Annotated in this window: 20 protein-coding genes; 12 read left to right on the forward strand and 8 right to left on the reverse strand. The window is 35.7% G+C overall.

The annotated features are described in order from the left end of the window. Positions 1-141 precede the first annotated feature (141 nt). From sda to PQ478_RS21815, 4 genes are all read left to right on the forward strand, one after another. Positions 142-357 (forward strand): sporulation histidine kinase inhibitor Sda, encoded by a 216-nt coding sequence (sda, locus tag PQ478_RS21800; protein WP_289237052.1) that lies wholly within the window; start codon positions 142-144, stop codon positions 355-357. A gap of 384 nt (positions 358-741) precedes the next feature. Then, positions 742-1500 carry a DeoR/GlpR family DNA-binding transcription regulator gene (locus PQ478_RS21805; RefSeq protein ID WP_289237053.1) on the forward strand — a complete coding sequence of 253 codons (759 nt, stop codon included), beginning with the start codon at positions 742-744 and terminating at the stop codon, positions 1498-1500. A 602-nt stretch (positions 1501-2102) separates the two neighbouring features. After that, positions 2103-2462, forward strand: a complete 360-nt coding sequence (locus PQ478_RS21810; RefSeq protein ID WP_289237054.1) for a hypothetical protein — start codon at positions 2103-2105, stop codon at positions 2460-2462. 108 nt (positions 2463-2570) lie between these two features. Further along, positions 2571-2948, forward strand: a complete 378-nt coding sequence (locus PQ478_RS21815) for a hypothetical protein (RefSeq protein WP_289237055.1) — start codon at positions 2571-2573, stop codon at positions 2946-2948. Positions 2949-3458: 510 nt separating this feature from the next. On the opposite strand, the gene PQ478_RS21820 is transcribed toward PQ478_RS21815, so the two are convergent. Beyond that, the gene (locus PQ478_RS21820) at positions 3459-3632 is read right to left on the reverse strand and encodes an aspartyl-phosphate phosphatase Spo0E family protein (RefSeq protein WP_289237056.1); all 174 of its coding nucleotides are present in this window, start codon (positions 3630-3632) and stop codon (positions 3459-3461) included. 175 nt (positions 3633-3807) lie between these two features. Here PQ478_RS21820 and PQ478_RS21825 point away from each other — a divergent pair, with 175 nt between their 5' ends. From PQ478_RS21825 to PQ478_RS21840, 4 genes are all read left to right on the forward strand, one after another. After that, positions 3808-4488, forward strand: a complete 681-nt coding sequence (locus tag PQ478_RS21825) for a stalk domain-containing protein (protein ID WP_289237057.1) — start codon at positions 3808-3810, stop codon at positions 4486-4488. A gap of 367 nt (positions 4489-4855) precedes the next feature. Then, the gene (locus PQ478_RS21830) at positions 4856-5392 is read left to right on the forward strand and encodes a GNAT family N-acetyltransferase (RefSeq protein WP_289237058.1); all 537 of its coding nucleotides are present in this window, start codon (positions 4856-4858) and stop codon (positions 5390-5392) included. A 129-nt stretch (positions 5393-5521) separates the two neighbouring features. Beyond that, the gene (locus PQ478_RS21835) at positions 5522-6046 is read left to right on the forward strand and encodes a GrpB family protein (RefSeq protein ID WP_289237059.1); all 525 of its coding nucleotides are present in this window, start codon (positions 5522-5524) and stop codon (positions 6044-6046) included. A gap of 163 nt (positions 6047-6209) precedes the next feature. Then, entirely contained in the window at positions 6210-6818 is a 609-nt protein-coding gene (locus PQ478_RS21840; protein ID WP_289237060.1) for a transglutaminase-like domain-containing protein, read from the forward strand. Positions 6819-6996: 178 nt separating this feature from the next. Here the strand turns inward: PQ478_RS21840 and PQ478_RS21845 are convergent, their stop codons facing one another. Together PQ478_RS21845 and PQ478_RS21850 are read right to left on the reverse strand one after the other, a co-directional pair. Further along, positions 6997-8235, reverse strand: a complete 1239-nt coding sequence (locus PQ478_RS21845) for an IS110 family RNA-guided transposase (protein WP_289234220.1) — start codon at positions 8233-8235, stop codon at positions 6997-6999. Between the two features lie 532 nt (positions 8236-8767). Continuing rightward, positions 8768-9031 carry an AbrB/MazE/SpoVT family DNA-binding domain-containing protein gene (locus tag PQ478_RS21850; protein ID WP_012960921.1) on the reverse strand — a complete coding sequence of 88 codons (264 nt, stop codon included), beginning with the start codon at positions 9029-9031 and terminating at the stop codon, positions 8768-8770. Between the two features lie 256 nt (positions 9032-9287). Here PQ478_RS21850 and PQ478_RS21855 point away from each other — a divergent pair, with 256 nt between their 5' ends. Further along, positions 9288-9689, forward strand: coding sequence for a DUF5412 family protein (locus PQ478_RS21855; protein WP_012960922.1), 402 nt, complete (start codon positions 9288-9290; stop codon positions 9687-9689). A gap of 343 nt (positions 9690-10032) precedes the next feature. On the opposite strand, the gene PQ478_RS21860 is transcribed toward PQ478_RS21855, so the two are convergent. Both PQ478_RS21860 and PQ478_RS21865 read right to left on the reverse strand, forming a co-directional pair. Next, a complete protein-coding gene (locus PQ478_RS21860) occupies positions 10033-10257 on the reverse strand; it encodes an XRE family transcriptional regulator (protein ID WP_012960923.1) in 225 nt (74 codons plus the stop codon). Positions 10258-10500: 243 nt separating this feature from the next. Further along, a complete protein-coding gene (locus PQ478_RS21865) occupies positions 10501-10935 on the reverse strand; it encodes a Dps family protein (protein WP_012960924.1) in 435 nt (144 codons plus the stop codon). A gap of 342 nt (positions 10936-11277) precedes the next feature. On the opposite strand from PQ478_RS21865, the gene PQ478_RS21870 reads away from it, so the two are divergent. Next, positions 11278-13260, forward strand: a complete 1983-nt coding sequence (locus PQ478_RS21870) for a methyl-accepting chemotaxis protein (RefSeq protein WP_289237061.1) — start codon at positions 11278-11280, stop codon at positions 13258-13260. A 720-nt stretch (positions 13261-13980) separates the two neighbouring features. On the opposite strand, the gene PQ478_RS21875 is transcribed toward PQ478_RS21870, so the two are convergent. Further along, on the reverse strand, positions 13981-14361 hold the full coding sequence (locus tag PQ478_RS21875; protein ID WP_289237062.1) for a hypothetical protein: 381 nt from the start codon (positions 14359-14361) through the stop codon (positions 13981-13983). Between the two features lie 991 nt (positions 14362-15352). Between PQ478_RS21875 and PQ478_RS21880 the strand changes: the two genes are divergently transcribed. Next, positions 15353-16453, forward strand: coding sequence for a replication-relaxation family protein (locus tag PQ478_RS21880; RefSeq protein ID WP_289237063.1), 1101 nt, complete (start codon positions 15353-15355; stop codon positions 16451-16453). Between the two features lie 179 nt (positions 16454-16632). Here PQ478_RS21880 and PQ478_RS21885 read toward each other — a convergent pair whose 3' ends face one another. Beyond that, entirely contained in the window at positions 16633-17013 is a 381-nt protein-coding gene (locus PQ478_RS21885; RefSeq protein WP_289237064.1) for a hypothetical protein, read from the reverse strand. Between the two features lie 352 nt (positions 17014-17365). Further along, a complete protein-coding gene (locus tag PQ478_RS21890; protein ID WP_289237065.1) occupies positions 17366-18109 on the reverse strand; it encodes a GIY-YIG nuclease family protein in 744 nt (247 codons plus the stop codon). Between the two features lie 1627 nt (positions 18110-19736). On the opposite strand from PQ478_RS21890, the gene PQ478_RS21895 reads away from it, so the two are divergent. Further along, a complete protein-coding gene (locus PQ478_RS21895) occupies positions 19737-20528 on the forward strand; it encodes a hypothetical protein (protein WP_289237066.1) in 792 nt (263 codons plus the stop codon). The last annotated feature ends 11 nt before the right edge of the window (positions 20529-20539 follow it).

Consider the following 20539-nt stretch of genomic DNA (forward strand, 5'->3'; position numbering starts at 1 on the left):
CAAAAAAACGTTTGGAAATCTTATATCTCAATCGAGCAAGTAGAAATAAAATGATACTAATAAATCTAAAGATAGCAGCAATAGATCTTTAAAGTGAAAAGTAAATCATTATTAAGATTTTTAAATTTATGGAGGATTCTAGTGATTAGACTTAACGATGATATGTTGCTTGAATCATATCAAAAAGCTTTTAAGTTAAATTTGAATAAAGGTTTTCTTCTATTGCTATTACAAGAAATTAACAGAAGAGGGATTCAAGATTTGCTGAATAGACAAAAAAAGCTTATAAATAAATTGAAACCAATACCATCTTATGAAAATCGTGAAAAAAGTGTAAACTTGCTAAAAGGTTTATAAATTGAAGGCCATTAACGCAGAAGGATTTTTTTAAAAGTAAAAAATGTTCTCATTTCCTTCATTATTGGCAAGGTGATGATGTTGGTGATTTTGAGGTGAATAAGTAATTTACCAAGTAAGATTTATGTAATAGATAATTATCTAGGGAAAGAAAAGACTTCCGAAGAACTTTATATGGTAGTTGAAATAAATCTACCTGAGAACAATGGTAAAGCGTTAATACGATGAAAAGATTCTATAAACTTGAAACTAGATGATAATGCAGTCGGGCTTGAATAACGAAAAATTAGCCTGGCTGCTTTTACTTATTTCTATTAAAAATGATAAAATTGAATCATTAATTTTAACACCAAAGAGGTAACATCTTATTTAGGAGATGATGCAATGCTTGTAGCTGAGAGGCATGAAAAGATTATAGAATTAGTTAATGGTACAGGGAGTATTCGTGTCTCTGAATTAAGTAAGGTATTTAAAGTGACAGAAGAGACGATTCGTCGTGATCTTGAGAAGCTCGAAAGTGAAGGGAAACTTCAGCGCAGTCATGGCGGCGCCGTAAGTATAAAAGATAATGAAATTGAAGCACCGTATACTGAAAGAGAAGTAAGAAATGTGAAAGAAAAGTTGGCGGTAGCCCAAGAAGCTGTTAAGTATGTATCTGTAAATGATAGGATCATACTAGATGCAAGTACAACAGCTTGGTATATGGCAAAAAAACTGCCTGATCTTCCTTTAACAGTTTTAACGAATTCAATGAAAGTTGCTATGGAGTTAGCAAATAGAGAAAAGGTGTCCGTTATTATGGTTGGTGGCACGATGTTACCTAGATCATTATCATTTGTTGGACCACAAACGAATAAGGCATTGGAATATTACTATGTAAACAAGGCATTTATTTCTTGCCAAGGTATACATTACAACCGTGGTATTAGCGATTCAAATGAAATGCAAGCACTAGTAAAACGAAAAATGATTGACATATCTGATGAAGTTTATTTGCTAGCAGATCATACAAAGTTTGGAAAGCAGGCCTTTTCACGAATTGGGACGAATAATGCGATTCATACAATAATTACTGATTCTAATACAAATCAGGAGCAGGTCGAGCACTTTAAAGAAATTGGGATTCGGATGATTTTTTCATAAAGAAAGGTGTTAGAATTGAGATGAAAAGCAGTCCGTATGTCTATAAAAGGAACGTGCATAGCTGCAGATGAGACCCTACAGGATAATTCTCAAATGTCACAACCGGTTTAATATAAGTCTTATAAAACAGAGCTTTTAACACACGTCTAGTCTGGCAAATCAATAAAGAGAACGGCTGAGTTTATTTGCTGGGGCAGGGTAGCTTATGTAAGAAATGATCCTTCGTAACAGGAAGATCAACCCACACTTTTTTAGGTAGATAAAATTATTTGAAAGCAGTAAAACTAAGCCACCTTATCAAAAGTAGATAGGTTGGCTTAGTTTATTAATATAGTTAAAATTTTTTCTTGTTTCGATTGAATTTCACATTCGGCTTCTTTTTAATATCCTGCACTAACTTCTTTAATTCAGCAACCTCTTCTTTAGTAACACCCTTCATTATCAGTCCCTCCTCAGCCCTTGATTCATTAAGAGCCATTATGGACTAGTTTATTACTTTTTATACATTCCTACTCTACCGCATACATACTACCAAACTACCAAATGACCTAATAACCCAAACATATTCATACATTTTTTTGAAAGAAGAGGGGAAAGAGTGGGTGAGAAGATTTGAACTGGATTTTGAACGCACAAAGACGTCTAACCAAACGAAGTTCAACGTACAAGGTTTAACTACTGGTTCCGATGGACCGATTCGAGAAGACAATCTAAAAAGTACTCAAACGACTAAACATAAACGAAAAATAAGAAGTGATAAAAAAATAGACATAAAAGTCCCCATTACTATTGAGCAAAAACAAAAATTAAAAATTTTAGCTCGCTTAGAAAGCGTAAAAACAAATGAAAGAGTCTCAATCACACAAATGGCATCTATGCTTGTCCAAGAAGGTCTAGTTCAATATGAGTCATTTCCTGAGATCACCTATGATGCTAGTCTAAACACCATTCACGTAAACTAACTAGCTTTTATGCAGAGCAATTATTTAATTTTGAACTGGAATGGGACGTCAGCAAAAGAGAGGCCACAGCCAGAATTCTTAGCTATATTTTAGGAAAGAGTGAAGTAAATGAATAAGAAATACAGTGAAGTGGATTTTCTTGGCTTAAAAAGGCATTTACAATCAGGTCGCTCATCTTTCCTTTATAAACTTAGGTACAGGAGACATTTCTCAAGAGAAGTTACATTCTCATTAAGGCTGCCTTCCACCTACCTAGACCGTGGGGAGATACTTTGTGAAGACATTGAACGACTAATTGAGGAAGAGGTTGAAATTGACCATTTATTAAGTATGATCCTTTTAGATTTCTTAAAGAAAATGAACAAACTAGGGGCGATGGCCGCCTTTCAATACCTAGTAGATCGATACTCTAAAGTACTTCGAATCGCGCATTATAAAGGGGAGGAAGAAGAGTTTGAACTTATTCAGAAACCTCGGGAACTATGACTGTAGAAAAGTTAATTGAGATCGTGTATTGCCACATGATTGAGACCGTTAAGAAAGATGGGGGAGCTACATTCACTAAAGCGTTTATCAAGTCCTTAAAAACGTAAGTGCGTACAAAAGAAGGGAAGCTTGCCGTCTTATGTTAAAATGAAGTATACAATTGCATAGCAGGGTGGGTGGTCGAGCCTCCAAAAAAGGAGGTGAGGCTAAAAGTGGTTACAATTGACGTAGCAATGCTTACAGTTGCTTTCGCGAGCTTAATTTTGTCGTTTCTCATGGTTGTAATCATGATAATAAACACAAAAAAGTAATCCACCCTGTGCTTGGCGGCTAAGGTGGATTACTTTCAACAAAACCAATGCCGACCGCTAATTCTGCGGGTCATGCAATTGTATAGAGTCGAGTGTTGGAAGCACTCGGCTTTTCTTATTATATGCAATTATAGGTTAATTAATAATCTACTTTTATTATATAGCAGAGAATGATGAAATGTAAACTCAGCTGTTCCACTTAGCTTAATAGGGATTTAACTTTAAGCTGTGAATTTAGAAACTGATCCAGACTTTGACTACACTCTAATGTGTCTGGATGAGTTAACCCTTTTTCCATACCTAGTTTTATCATTTTATAGCGGAGCTCATTTATAACTTTATTTAAATCATCAGGTTTGTTAACGTTTTTCAAAGTTCTTCCTCCTTACAAGACCACTACACTTTTAATCATCGGTACTTTTAACAAGAGTTTATATACACACCTCTTATTTACCATAACTTTTGTCATGTATTATTTCATACTTGAAGATAAAAAATGAATATCCCCCTTATTACAATACTACTATAAATTAATAGGGGGAAAATAAATGAAAAAGAGCAAGTTTAAAAGATTTGGGTTCTTTATCAGTGGAGCAGTATTAGGAGTAGCACTTACATTATCACCTATTGCAGAAGCTAGTACGAATGCGTTGAAATTCATTGTGAATGGTGTGGATCAGACTCCAGATAATGGAAAGTATAATAATAACGGTACAATTGTTGATGCTTCAATATTGCAGAATGGAACTACATACATACCTGTTAGGATGGTATCTGATATGTTAGGTGTCCCGATTGAGTGGGAAGGTAGCACACGTTCTGTCTTAATTGCGAATAAAAGCATGGTCGAGACAACAGATTTATTAGGGCTTTCTGCTACAGATATTATCAAAGGAAGTTACGGCAGTGTAGATGTTTCAAATAACATTACGATAAAGGGGCAGAGTCATAGTGGTTTAGTAATGAGATCAGGAGGTGAACATTTAACTATAAAATATCGTCTTAATAAAGCATATGAAGAATTTTCAACCTCTTTGATGGCAAGTGAAACGTTATATGTCACCATCGTTGGAGATGGAACACCACTATGGCAAGGTCATGTCCTTTCAAATTCTAATCCTGTAGATGTTAATATTAGTACAAAAAACGTTCAGAACCTAGAGTTCAGAATAGACCATGACACTAGCTTTAGCAGAACTGCTTACTTCATTAATCCTTTGTTAAGTTAATAACGCTTGTTAATAATACATGGACGATAAAAGAAGTGATTTAGCAATTAACGAGTTTTTTACTGGGAAGAAATCTTCAAATAAAAACCTAATTGAGGACATCATTCGCATATGAATTGGTGCCCTTTTTTTTGTTGTTGTCTCAATGATTTAAAGAATTTAACATACTAATTAGCACATCAATACGCATCCACTTTAACAACACCACATAAAAATTTATGTGGTGTTGTTAAAATCAGTGCTATAACTGCTGCTAATAAAAGTGAATGGAAATTATATGTTAATATTATAGAGGCAGTTTGTGAAGTGTTGTTCTTAAACTAACGGTGCAGGTTAATGGAACAAAAGAAACGAGGAGAACTTTATTATGATTGAATTAAAATTTTTCGAGCGTTCAGATTTCCAACAACTAATCAATTGGATTGAAACACCAGAGTTTCTACTGCAATGGGGAGGTCCTACTTTTAGTTTTCCATTAGATGAGCAGCAATTAGAAAACTACCTAAACAATGCAAATAGTGACAACTCTAATACTTTGGTTTATAGCGTTATAGAAAAGGAAACTGGGAATGTCATAGGACATATTTCATTAGGAAATATTGATAGAAAAAACAAATCAGCAAGAGTTGGGAAAGTATTAGTTGGTGATAAGAATGTAAGGGGAAAAGGTATAGGTAAACAAATGATGACAGAAATTCTTAAAGTTGCATTCAATGAACTTCGCTTACATAGAGTTAGTCTTGGAGTGTTTGACTTCAATAACTCTGCAATTGTTTGTTATAAAAAATCAGGATTTGTAAAAGAGGGATTATTCAGAGACGCAAGAAAAATAGGTGATGAGTATTGGAATTTATGGGAAATGAGTATTTTAGAAAATGAATGGTTTGAAAGAAATAAAGATTAGTCTTATTGTGCTAACAGAGTGCATTCCTTTAAAAAGGAATGGTTTTTCTATACCAAAGAAAAGGGAATTAATGTCAAACTAAAGAGGCAGGTTAGTTTAAGGTGAAAGTTACACATTAGGGGGAATTAAATGTTAGGGGTTAACAAAGGTGAAGTGATTTTAGTTACTCATTCTGAAAATTGGAAGAGGTTATTTGATAAAGAAAAATCTTTATTGGAGACGATTATTGGGGAACAGGTAAAGGATATTCAACAATTTGGCAGTACAGCAATCAAGGGCATTGAAGCAAAACCTATTATTGATATATTGGTTGGTGTAGAGTCATTAAAGGATGTTGAAAAGTTTAATAATGAAAGATTAAAAGAAGCTGGATATTATCATTTATCCAGAGTTCAAATTGATGGAAAAGAGGTTTTTGCTAAGTTTACTGATTTAGAAAACCTAACCAAGACACATATTCTTCACGTTGTTGAATATCAAGGTGATTGGTGGAACGAACACATTGCATTCAGAGATTATTTAAATGCAAATCCATTAGTTTCTAAGGAATATGAGTCACTCAAGAAAAATCTAGCAGAAAAATACCCTAACGATGAACATTCATATACAAATGAAAAGAAACAGTTTGTTGATGAAATTTTGAATAAAATGTAATTTCATCTATCGGGTGCATTCCTTAACTAGGGATGCTTTTTTCTTTGTCAACTAAAAGGAAATTAATGTTAAACTAATGAGGCAGATTAATTGAAAAATCAATATTGAATAAATATCTATTTGTATGTATAATTATACAAAAAAACAAATGAGAGGGATTGGAATGCGACTAGTACCTGAGTCTTCAAATTTGAAGGAGTATTTAAAAGAGTTAGATGTAGTTGATTTTTCGCATACTTTAATTCAAGAAAAAGCTAATGAATTATTTAATAATGAAATGTCTGAGATAGAAAAGGTTAAACTAGCATTTGTATTTGTACGAGATGAAGTATCTCACTCTTGGGATATTCAAAGTAAAAGAGTTACTTGTAAAGCATCAGAAGCTCTTAAATATCGAGAAGGTATTTGTTATGCAAAATCTAATTTGTTAACAGCTTTATTAAGGTCGGTAGGAATTCCAACTGGTTTTTGTTATCAAAGATTGATGATATTTGATACGCCTGAAGAGGGTTATTCTTTACATACACTGAATGGTGTATATATTAATTCCTTGAATCGTTGGATACGGTTAGATGCTCGTGGAAATAAACCAGGAGTACAAGCTGAATTTTCTATAAACGAGGAAATTTTAGCGTTTCCAATCCGAGAAGAGTTTGACGAAAAAGACTACCCCATCATATATACTTCACCTAATGAGAAAACTATCGCTACTTTAGAATCAAACACAGATGCTTTAAAAATGTATATACACCATTTACCTGACGCTTTATAATCAAACAATTATACACTCACTGATTTTACATATTTCTTGAACTAAACCAGCTAATAGTTTGTCAACAATTTCAATAAAAAAATGAAATTACACATGCTATACTAAAAATGAGTATACCAAATAACCTACCAATCTGTACTTTTTGGAAGGTCTTGGTCTATCTAGTTAGATATAGCTATCAAGCTACATCTTGGAAAGGTGTTTTGCTTTTCAGTAAAGCATAAATCCAATGTAAGAGTTTATTGACACAAGCAATGACAGCGACTCTAAATGGTTTACCTTCTTCGCGTTTTTTATCGTAAAACTCTCTGAGTCTCTTGTTCCGTGCAATAATTTCGTCGGTTGTCTTTTGCTTACGAGAATCTCTAATCCCGCATTGAACGGCCATAAATAAGGCATGTCTCAGTCTGGAAGAGCCTCTTTTAGTTATCCGATTAACGGAAGCTGTAAACTTTCCTGAAGAGTAAACACTAGGGTCGACTCCAGCGAATGCAACCAACTTCTTTGGGTGATTAAACCGATCTATCTCACCGATCTCAGAAATAATCGTGGCGGCGATCTTTTCTCCAATTCCGGGAATAGATTGGATAATCTGATATTCTTCAATTTCTTTCGCAAGGGCATCTATTTCAGTTGCGATGTTGGATAGGTGCTCTTGGTATTGAAGAACGATGTTCGTTAACATCTCCAAATTAAAAATATGACTCTCATACAAATTCTTTTGAAACGGGTTACGCAAGGCAGCCTCTCGCAGCTTTTGTGCTTTTTCTATGGCCCACCTCTCAGAACGACTTTTACATAACGAAGCGATCTTTTCGACCAATTCAGACTCATCCACTTGTAAGACAGCCTCTGAAGTTGGAAAAGCCTGCAGGGTTAATAACGATACCTTCGAATACAAACTACCAAATACGCCTCTGTATTCAGGAAACACCTGATCCAATAAGGAATGGAGTTGTAGTTTCGTATTCGCCGATACTTCAGCGATCGTCTCTTGTTGTCTGGTTAAATTACGAAGATTTAAGAGTTGAATCCCTCGTTTTTTATAGGGTTCAAGCTCCTCCTTGTAGTAAAGCTCGCACAAATGATACGCATCAACGGCATCTGTTTTTACCTTGCGTAAGCTCGAACTTTTCGCTCGATGCGAAATGAGTGGGTTGATGACAATATACACATACTTTTGGTCCTCCAGAAACTGAATCACAGGTAGATGATAATGACCTGTCGACTCTAAAACCACAGAAGGTGGTTGTCCTTGTGCTGCTTGTTCGACTTCTTGAAGAAATGCCAAGAATGTCTCGAGACCCTCACGATTATGTTTAATACTGAAACTCTTACGATAAGGCTTTCCCTTGTCCAAGAAGGCTTGAACCTGACTTTCTCCTTTTGAGACATCCAGACCGATGACTGGATTCATTGTTTATCAACTCCTAGAAATAAATTAGTCGGTAACCCCTAGAGCTTCTTGTAGTGTCATAGGTTCGCTTGTTAAACGGGATCATTTCTATGTCCCAACCAGCCTGAAACATGTTCATACAAGTAGGGGGCGAACAGTTTAGCTAACGGGATCGAGTCCCACGGGTGCGACGTTCTACCCCGACTACCGCTATCATATGACCATAAAAAATAAGGTCAACCAGAAATATTTTCTTATCTGGCTAACCTTATATTACGAACGGGTGCTTTAGTTGAATAAGGTAATAAAATTGGACCACACATATTAGATATGTGTGGTCCTTTTAATTTCAACTGTTTCACTTATCTAACCTAAACAGAAGAAATCTGAGCGTTTTTACATACCATTTACATTACCAATTGGTTGTTAATATATATGCTGAGTAGCATACTATTGACATAGTTATTTCTACTTTTCTCCTCGTCAACCGAACCCGTTATTTAGCAATCACTTCTTTTTTATATTCCAATTTTCAGTATCTACTTTCTTTTGCTTACCGATCCACCAATCCCTTGAATGTTTCATCATACGTATCCATCATTTCATTGACACTATCTAAAAAATCTTGGTCAACTTCCTTAGTGGCAGGAGACTTCTTTGATTTTTGAATGCGAATTTCATTGCCTTCCATATGAAAAGAAATATGATCCCCATAATTGATACCTAGATGCTGCACTACTTTTTGAGGGAGCATAATCCCTAACCCATTTCCAACATTTGTGATTTTACTTTCCACTTTCCCCACCGCCATTATCATTATTTACGCTCCAAATATTCTTCCCATTATAACAGACATATATATCGGCTACATACTTCCAACTTCCTTGTTAAGAACGCAGTCTTTTAAAGCCTCCATACGTAATCTAGATTGCAAGGGGGAGGGGATTGATACCCCTTCTTAGTCTGATTTCCCGTCGACACCTTCGAATCAATCATACTTGTAATTCACAAAAATGTTGACTTTTCCCAACCGAACTATTAATATAAATTCTCATATATATGAGGTGATATAATTGACAAGAATTCTAATGATTATATTTTTAGGCTTCTTTCTTATTGTTGGTGCTGCATTACTATTGATAAATGACAGAGTAAATGTAGGTTTAGAAGATTTGCAAGGCAAGGGTGAAGTAATTGAATCAATTACTTCACCTGATGAGAATTATACTGCTAATGTTTATCTTATTAATGAAGGAGGGGCAACAACTAGGTTTCAAATTAGAGTAGCAATTTATTCAAATAACAATGATACTGCATATGAAAAGACTTTTGATGACAACACAATTTATTGGGAATACGGTACAGGTGAAAAAACTACAGTTTTTTGGGTCGATAAAGAGACTATAAAAATAAATGATGTCACCTTAAATATTTTTAATGACACATATAATTGGAAAAAAGACAGAATAGAATAGATTAATAATTGAACTTACTACCTGTGAACTACCCACCACTTACCACCCTTACGGGTTGCTTGGCGTAGTACCCATCTATATGAACCAAGCTAACCCTCTTGTTCCAAGAGTTTGTATTTTTACTAGGCAATCGCTAACAAGCGAATTAGCAGGATCCAAATCCATGCAGCGCGTAGGTAAGTTCAGAAGATACCTACCCTAAGCTCGTTTATCTTTCTTGAGCAGTAAAAAAGGCTTCAAGAGTTTTAATTCTACCTTCACGGATCTCAATAGTACCTCTCATGAGTTCTTCTCCCTTTCTACCCTCAATTTCGCCTAGACCAGCTACATAAGCGACATTTAACTAAATATCCCAAAAATCATTCATTTTAAGACCAGGATCAACTTTTCTGACGCTTTTCAGTATCTTCTTCATCACCGCAGGACTAGGAACATAATCGGCTTCATTGCAAGCCTTCGTCAACGTCCGTCTACTTACACCTGTCTCCTTAGAAAACTCTACCGTAGAGACACTATGCTTATCTATAAATTTTCCTAACTTACTTCTCTTTTTCCCTAATCCGAACATGGTATCACGCCTCCTATGTGAACCATATTTGCCAAAAAAAAGAATACCTATACTCAAAATGAGTAAATTACTTCGCTTATTGTACAATGTCCTTCCCAACAAGACCCGATTCTAGAGGTCAATCTCCAAGGAGTGAAATTACTAGAGGGTTGACAGGTATGGAGTAGCGAGGAATATTAAAACCCAAAAAGTCGGCCCTAGGAATATAGGAACCGACCTTTCTAATGTAAAAAATGCTCATTTTTATATATTTAGAAATGCTTTTAACATCCAATTATTTTTTTGGAGTTTTTCGATCAATCCAAGAAAAAGATCACTTGTAACTTCGTCGTTGTTTTGCTCAGCAATAATCATACCAGCTTTTAATTCATCGATGATTAAAGAAAAGTCTTTGATCACCGTTTGTACCATTTCTTCTGCACTTAATTGCTCAGTTGTTTCCTCAATTGATGCTAGTTGAAGGGACTCTTTTAACGTTGATATTGGTTTGCCATTATTAATAAGTAATTGTTCTGCAAATTCGTCAATAATGGTAGCTACTTCCTCATATAACTCCTCAAATTTAGAATGTAAAGTAAAGAAGTGTGGCCCTTTCACATACCAGTGAAAACGATGTAATTTCGTATATAATACGTTCCAGTTCGCAATTTGTTGGTTCATTACTTGTTCAAGTGTCATGTGATATTCCTCCTAAGTGATTATATTATTAATTATAACAAATAAAATTTAATAATAAATACTATATTATAATTATTATAAATAACGGTTGTTTTCTTTCTATTGTGATCGAAATAATGTAGTTAATGGTGGTGAGAACACAGAAGAAACTATGCTGATCGGTATTGCCCATCCAAGTTCTTAACCTCTCATAAACAGAAAAGTTCAAATACTATCCTATCCATTCCTTTCTAATTTCCCTTGTTATATAGTTAGTATTGACTAGGAATATATAGGTGTGTTGCACACCGCATATTGAGATATTGTGGAAGAATTTAGGTTGAGATCGAGAGGAGAAAAGGAATGAAGGGTTTTATGAATGTATTTAAAGCATCATTAAAGATGAAGTTAATTATTTCTTTTGCCATTATTTTAATCGTACCGTCTGTTATTATAGGCATTTTAGCTTATAATGCCGCTAAAGATGCTGTGGAGGACGAAATTATTTCGGCCGCAGCACAGAAGGTAGATATCTTAGATATGATCATCACTGATACAATTGATCCTAAGATGAATGACATGAACGTATTCTCTGAATCCACTACATCTGATTTATATGATGGACCAGAGAGTCCCGAATTAAGAGAACGCTTTTCACAATACGCTGCCTTACATCCGGAAGCGACGAGTATTTTTGTAGGGACAGAAGAAGAGGGGTTGTTTATTCAGGAGCCTGCTGTAGCAATGGACCCTGATTATGACCCAAGAGAAAGAGGCTGGTACAGCGACGCTATATCCAATAGAGGAGATATCATTATTTCAGAGCCTTATATAGCCGCTGGAACGGATGACATGGTTATTACCATTTCGAAAGCTATACAAGATGGATCTGGGGTTGTAGCAGTGAGTGTAGACTTAACTCATCTCCAAGCACTAGTAAATTCGATACAGATAGGTAATCAAGGATATGCGATCTTATTAGATGCCAACCAAATGTACATCGCTCATCCATTTGAAGACGGCGGTTCACAAGCAACTGAACCATACTATGGAAGTCTATACAACCAGGAGAATGGTGAATTTTCATATGCTTCAGATGGAGATTCGAAGTACATGGTTTTTGAAACAAATGGGACGACGGGATGGAAAGTAGCTGGTACTATGTTTGAAGAAGAGGTCGATCAAGCCGCACATCCTATCTTCCTTACAACAATTGCAGTAATTGCTATTTCAGTACTGTTAGGAGCGGTAGCCGTTTACTTTATAATCCGTTCTATTATCAGTCCAATCAGAATGTTAATTGACACTGCTGAAACAGTGAGCAGAGGTGACCTTACTCAAGAGATAACTGTTCACTCTAAAGATGAAATAGGTCAATTAGGAACAGCATTTAATAATATGCAATCGAGCCTTAAAGAGTTAATACATGAGGTTGACTCAAGAACGGATTTAGTGGCCGCTTCAGCGGAACAACTAACTGCCAGTTCCGAAGAAACAAGTGCTGCTACTTCACAAGTAGCTAGCTCTATCCAATTAGTTGCTAGTAGCGCAGAAAATCAAACAAACGGAATCGACAAGAACTCACAAGCAGTAGATGAAATAGCGATCGGTGTGGGAAGAATTGCAGAAAGTTCAATGAGTGTAGCTGAATTGACTCAACAGGCTACATTGCAGGCAGAGGAGGGGAATGAAGCCCTTCAAAACACAATTAGCCAAATGAATTCAATTGATGCTTCGGTTGCTGAATCTAATACTATGATACGTTCATTATCTGATCGTTCAAAGGAGATCACATCTATCCTAGATGTCATTACGGGAATTTCTGAACAAACCAATTTACTTGCTTTAAATGCGGCGATTGAAGCGGCAAGAGCGGGTGAACATGGAAAAGGATTTGCGGTGGTAGCTGGTGAAGTTCGTAAGCTTGCAGAACAATCTCAAGACTCGGCTAAACAAATTTTTGAGCTGATTCAAGGTATACAAAAGGATACAGATAGCTCCGTACAAGTCATGTCAAAAGTAACGCATAATGTAAAAGATGGGATGACGATCTCTCAGGAGGCAATGGATAAATTCAGAGAGATATTATCTAGCATGAGAAACATTACACCTCAAATGCAAGAGGTCTCTGCTACAGCTGAACAAATGTCAGCTGGAGTTCAAGAGGTAAATGCAACAGCAAGTGAATTAGCAAGCATTGCTACCAATAATGCAGCAACATCTGAAGAGGTCGCTGCGACAACGGAGGAGCAGTTAGCGTCGATGGAGGAAGTAGCAAGCTCAGCTAAATCTCTTTCTGAAATGGCTGAAGAATTAAAAATGTTGCTATCTAAATTTAGGATATAAACATCCACCATAGCCAGTACCAATCTTCATATCCTTTTTGATATAACGACCCACTAATCCTATTCTCGGATTAGTTGGGTCGTTTTATTATGTATTGTTATTACTCAACCTGAGAAAAAAATTGCGCATAATGTACAAGCTACTCTTAATATCATTGAATAAGACGTAAAACAAGACGTCACTTACTAAGGAGCGTGATTACATGAGTAAAGAGTTAGCAGCTGAACTATTAAAAAGGAAAGACGTCTATCTTACCGAGAACGGACGTCAGGAGTTACTTAAAATTGTAGAGAAAGAAGGGGATTGAGATCTATAGACCTACTGTACGATACCCAGACGTCTACAAGCGGTACATAGATGACGTCTTTGATGCTACTACATTAGATCGCAATCAAATTATGAGAGCTGCTTTATTTCATGCAGCGCTTTCCCAGGAATTTGAGGGACTCTTACGTGAGTATTTGAAAGAAGGGAAGGGATTACCTAGCTCACTATGGAGGGAAAGTGATAATTTTGTTTGGTTGGAGGCACCGGCTAAATATAAACATCAGGCTATTGAAGAAGAGAAGCAACCATTTTTGATTAGTCAATCAAAGACGAACGGGAAGATTAGTATTGTCATCACATGATCGCCATGTCCTTCTGTTTGGTTTTTACTTCTATATTAAGAAGGGTATATGATTAGAGGTTATTGTCATACCTGTCTAAATCTCTACTAATTTATCTGTACCAATTAGCATTCAAGTTTTTTAAACCTAACAACAAAAACAAGTAGAGTATAATTACAATTCCCATTAAACCAATTATGTCAGTGAAGTAATTACCTGGTATACTCCAATATGAGTTTATAGTTCTAAATAAGATAAATGCCAAAATATAAACAAACCCATATGGAAGCCATCTCACTTCCTTACCAAAGTTCTCGCTTTTAGGTAATTTTACAATACTTAGACCAATGGAGTGAGTGGCATAAAATAAAGCCATTATAATAATTAGATAAGTATAATCATTAACAAATTCAAAAAAATCCTCCTTACTTATGATTCCTATATTTTTCTTAAGGCACTCCATGCTTTTGTCGCGGTATTGTAATATTTCCATGCTGTTGTGACTGCTGATAACGGAATAAAAAGTCTTTTAGCGATACTTTTAAACGTGCTTAAAGTAACTGTTCTTGTTTTAGCTACATTTAAAATATAAAGCACCTATTGGGTGAGTGGAGTTTTTAACAAAGCACACTACCAGTAGGTGCTTTTTTGTATCCGAAAAATATTGCGTCCGGAGCATTAAGGTAGATAGTTAGTAAAAACCTTTCTGAAGGGTTAAGTTAAAAAACTTAAGCAGGTAGCCGATAAAAAAGCTAATCGCTAGGTAGATCAAGGGTTTAAAAGTATCCATCCCAACCTTCACAAAGTTATGTCGATGGATAACGGAAGCAGGTTCATGTATGCTTTTGCGTCTGGAAATTACGCCAACACAAAATTCAATTCATTTTTGCGAACAGCAACCAGTTGCCTTGGTATAATAACTTAATATCAAGCTCCATCTCTGGCCTTTATAAAAATTTTATAGACCGGTCGGGGAGGGGCTGATGGCTTAGTGATGATATCTAGTGAATGTCTAAATAATCTTAACAGAAATAAAAATTAAGACCTTATGGTAAAAGTGTAAGACGTCCCTAAAAGGTTCGTATGCTTAATAATCTTTCAATGACATTAGTAAGTATCCGTGTTACAATTTTTAAAAATTGACATCGGTATGATGAGTCGATTTTAAAACGCCCTATGGGTGAGTGGTTATGCGACAGCATAAAAATGAAATTCCTTACTTGGAATACGTCTGTCTAAAAACATATTCAGTGATCTTAATAAAGCAAGCTACCAAGCACAGGTAGGTTGCTTTCTTCTGTTTTTTTATCTTATGTATGGCTCCTATGTATACCGTTAAAATCATACATAGTTACTATACATAACCTCTGTACACCTCAAATCTCTATAGATTACCCGGTACATTAATGTTTTTAATGCGTTCCGGTGCCCGCAACTTAATTGCACCTATCCCCAACTAATAATTAGATAAGGAGTTACTAAAAATGAAGATTTGGAACAATGTTAAAGTTCGAGATAAGCAACATACGATTCTGGTGTTCCTATATCGTTTTCGCGGAGCTACAAATGAACAACTTCGCCGTTATCTATATGGACACTGTGACTCTAAACGAGCTACTCAATTAGCCAATACATCAAAGTTTGTTTCTCAGCTGAAGAAGGATAAAATGATCCGCTTCAGCTCATGTTTACCATACCGACAAGGCGAAATTAATTACCTCTCACCTAAAGGTATCCAATATATTTATGATACGTGTGATATTGATGTGTCAGGTGATCCTGAAAAGGGTTTTGAAGAGCCATTTGGTGAGTTTGAATACGACACACTTAAGCCTCCTCTCAATTATCTAGAGCATCACTTGATGTATGTAGATTTGGTGCTTAAAGAACAAAAATTAAAGCATCGTAACTCGTTATACGCTGTTAGGAAATACACATATGAAAAAAACGTTGGTCGAGAAGGTTACATCGGAAATGGTCGTCTAAGACCAGATGGAGAAATGTTAGTGGAGACTAAAGATCAAAAGGTACTTGCTGCTATAGAAGTAGATACTGGATCCGAACGTTATCAACATCTAGTAGAGAAATTTCGGAATTATAAAAGATTTTTTGACTATTGCACAGCTAATGACCTCGATATTCCATACTTCGCCATATACTTTCAAACAAAACAGTCTGAACAAAAGAGGGGATGGATAAACGATAAACGTGCCATTACTGTGTTAAAGGCAGCTTCTGAAGGGCTGTCTTACTATTGCTGGACTATCGAAGTCTTTATTCCAAATAGGTGTTCCATGAAGCGTCTACTAGATAAAAATTTAGGTGATTTAGAAAGGGTTGGAGTTTGCATACCTCCTAAAGAAAATCCAATACTTGCTGAATTAGAAGCTGCAGAAAAAAGAAAAATAGCAGAAGAGAAAGCTCAATTAGAGGCAATACGGAGACACCAAGAACAAGAAAAACAAGCTGAAATGGAGCGTCAACAGAGATTACTCAGACAACAACAAGCCTTAGAAAGGGAAAAATTTCAACAAGAAATGATAGAACAACCGAACAAAGGTTTTTTCAAAAAGCTCTTCAAATAGTGAGAATCAAGACTCTGTATAGGGTCTTGTTTTTTTGATGTGGAGCAGAGGACAGTTTAATTAACGTTCGTCTATAACATGATAGTTTCGCTAACTCTGGATTGAGGTATTTTACAAGTTACCTATACTTACCTTGGTTCGTTTTGCCAAAAACCGAGAGGTAGAAGGAGTCACTTGCCTTACCAAACATTGTTGAGAAAGGTACGATCTCTTTCCACTGCTATAACGGTTTGATTAATTACGAATGAGTGTTCTTTGTGGAAAAGTTGGTACTCATCAACTGTTATTTCTTGTGTACGTATAATTTTGAGCCTTATAGGCTCTAAAACATATAGTTCTTTGCGCTTTGAGGAATTAATTTGTGTTAGAACAGAAGGATACTTTCCGAAGTAGGCTACGAGATCAGTTAAAGTAGCTTTATTAAGAGGGCGCTTTTCATCAAGATATATCTCCCAATAGGTACCATAATGACTTTTAAATTGAGCAGTAATCAACCCTCTTAAGTGATTTTCTATTTCGTAAAGTAATAGGTACGCTTGTTGCATTAAAGTTTTATTCATTCTCTTTAACTCCATTCAATTTTGATAAGGATAATATTCTATAAAAGTAGATAAAACCCTCTAGAGTTAAACAACATTGAAATAAGTTCTATTAATCAATGCCCCAAGTGTTAGAGGTGTTATTTTAGGAGCGATTTGGATGTTTGGGAAAAGCCATATTAAAGGATTATGAGATTTAATTAAGATTCTAATGGTTATCTAATTGACATTAAATGTATTAAGCTTCCTAGATGCTCTGTCTTGATATGAGGAATTGGCCAAAGGGATAGGAACAAGAGATTTTCTATTGATAATGTGGCCAATAGAACAATCCTAACAATTAGAGCTTTCTAACGGCTAATTAAAAATTTTATTATTCAAATACTATGTAATCTAAGATTTTCTTTAGATCACTTTCTCTTATGTATGTAGTCATTCTATCATTCCTAAAGTTATGATGCACATTTATTAGTTGGAATAGGAAAGTGATTTTAGGGGTAGTTATTATAAAGTGAATATACAATTTACCGTTAAAAGATAACGGGAAAATAAATTCTATACCTTGCTCCGTTATTAAAGGACTTTTAAGCGCCGTTTTGAAGGATGAGATCAGAAAGGGAATTGAAATACTACCTGTTCCAAAAATTACAGAGGTTTGTAGCGTTAGCGGGAGTTCTTTGTAATAGTATAGCTCACTACTGGATGAAGTTAGGATCTCAGTTAAACTAATTTTTTCTCCAATAGTAAGTTCTTTTCTTCTTTTAGGAATTTTACTAATAAATTTTTCTTTATCTGTCATCTTACTAGTGGATTTTTTTGTTAACTCTAGACTTTGTAAATCTTTGAACATGATTTCTTTCTTCGGTAAATCAAATGTAGGAGCCTTTCTGAAATTGTGTTTAATGTTATAGTGGGATGTGAGTTTATTTATATAGTATATTTCATATATTGTTTGATCAGCTGCATTGTTAAATTCAATTAAACCCATATGAGAGGCTAAACTAAACCATACCTCGTTTCGTTTATGATCGGCATTTCGACCCGATAAATTATTTGTCTTCCCAATGTACAACACTTCATTATTTTTATTATAGTAGAAATACACATAGTATTTCATAGGTGTTTCACCTCCTATTACTAGTATCCCTTCATATAATTACTTTAAATTAAAAATGTATACATGAATTTGGATAAATATAGTAAAAAGCGAATTGAGAGGACCTACAATGAGTTTGAAAGGGCGTGATACAAGAGTTATTTAAACAGAAACCAGATATGCATGTAGGTAATGATTCGTTAAAAAGAGAATTGAAAAATCTATTTACATGAGTGGAGTGTTTCATGGAATCGTAGAAAATATCCAAGGGTAATAAGGCAAACAACTTAGGCTTTTATAGTAAAAGTAAATCAAACATTCCTTGGAGATGGATCAACACATTGAAGAAGTTGACATTATTGCAGAATAAATCGCTACTAATCCAAACCACTACGATTGCTACAGAAGACCAAGCCGCAGCGTAGTAAAGTTGTTACTATTTGTAAATGAGAGTAAAAGAAAAACGGAAAACAAATCGAAGGTTGTAGTTCAAGAGATTCGGTACAATCCGGTTAGTAAGAAAGATACCGTAATTCCCACTGCGCATCACAATAGGGGATTGGTTTTCTTCACCTAGACGCACCGCTCATGCACAGCATCCCCCTCTAATCTTGCTCCCGCTCTTGTTCTCTTTCGCCACATACACCGCGTGCCCAATAGATCACACCCCCATCCATACATACCATTTGTACGTTCAAAGCCCATTACTACGTAGAAAAACAACTGAGTACGTAGAAATAGCAGCAAGCATAATCCTCATGCCAAAGAGAGGAGGGGGAATCAAGAGAAAGGACCTGCACATACGTCACATGAGATATAAAAGCTGATAATAAGGAGAGGAAAGGAGATGTGAGGGGGAAGAGTGAATTTAACAATTCCCCTATTGTGTTTTATAGTATGGTATAATTAAATAGAACCTTGCTCTATCTCAAGGGGGCTTTCTAGATGGATACTTTACCTATCGGTAAATCAAATCTACTTCGCTATGTCACACTCTATACCGTTAAACAAAAGCTAACAAATGACGAATTCCTTACTCTGATTCAAACATAATCCAGCTTTAAGCCACCTAAGGACAACCGGCTTAAAATGATGCTCATGTCTCTTTTTAATAGTGGCTTTATTGAATCGACTTCCTTTAGTAAAGTCATCACTGATTCTGTCATTACAAGAAATGGACGTAGGTATTTACACTCTCAAGCCGATATATAGGTAGATACCATTCAACAGCCGATCCGGGTCATGCAGCACGCATTACAGATTCCAAACGGCCACACATTACCCACTGAACCACTGTCTCATGAACAATCGAAATTCTTAGCCCAATATATCGACTATAAATCGGTTTTACCCTATATACTTCAAACCATCCTCACTCAAGAAGCGCTATCGTTAAGTCAAATGCATGAAGTCATGAACCAAACCTTTCATTTTACACCTAGTCAATCGGTTTTTTTAAAACATCTGACTCTTTTGACCAACCAAGGGTTCCTCATTCGGGTGGACATGGCAGATAAAAGCTACTATAAGATGGTGATTTTTTTCCTCCCTTCTACCAATGTATAAAAGGGGTCCTGCTGCATTTAGAGGAAGTAGAAGCTTTCCTTTCTTCCCCACGAAAGAATCTATCTTACTAAAGGAGGCCTGTATGAATACGAAATTAAATTTAAAGCATTCCTTACAATGGCTCACTCTTGTTCTATTAAAAGAGCAGCCGCTCACACCAGATGAATGCTGTGAGAAGTTAAATAACATTCTACCGCCGCCTCCACAGCCTGGTAATCCAAAAAGGAAATATTCACATGATAAGATTCGTACGTACTTAAAAGAATTAGAATCAAACGGAGATGTGATTTCTGTTAAAGAGGGAGCATTGAGTTATTCTCTTACGAAAAAAGGGTTTGAGAGAGAAAAAGAGTGGCGAGTAACGTTAAAAGAACGCATTGAAACCATTTACCAGTCATTAAAGGTACTCTTAGATCGTATGCAGCATAACACGCAGTCCATCCCTGTTTTGGTACCGCAAGCGGACAGAGAATTTGTTCGTTCCTTGATCACAGTAAAGGATGTAATCCGCTTTTTTATTATCGATCGACTTCAAAAGAATAAATTCGATACGTTAACAAACCTGCAACATCACATGGTAAATGAATACGGCTGGACCTCAAGCCCTTCTTATTTTTTGCTGATTGGTCGTAATGAAATGTGCGAAGGGGTAGATATTGAGAATGAACCACTTGAAGCGCCTGTCATATTATTAAAATCTCAATACGGGGGGAAAGCCAATAGGCGCTATACAAGAGAGTATTCTCTCATTGACCCTACAGCTGCACAGCAGTGGAAAGATGTTTATGGACGCGATGCTGCCGAAAGCATTCAGGAAGCGTTAACCTTTACGAGTAAGTTAATCGCATTACTACGAGAAGATAAACAATCTTAAACAGAAAGAGG

Origin of the sequence: Alkalihalophilus pseudofirmus (genome assembly GCF_029094545.1) — a bacterium.
Lineage (GTDB): Bacteria > Bacillota > Bacilli > Bacillales > Bacillaceae_D > Alkalihalophilus > Alkalihalophilus pseudofirmus.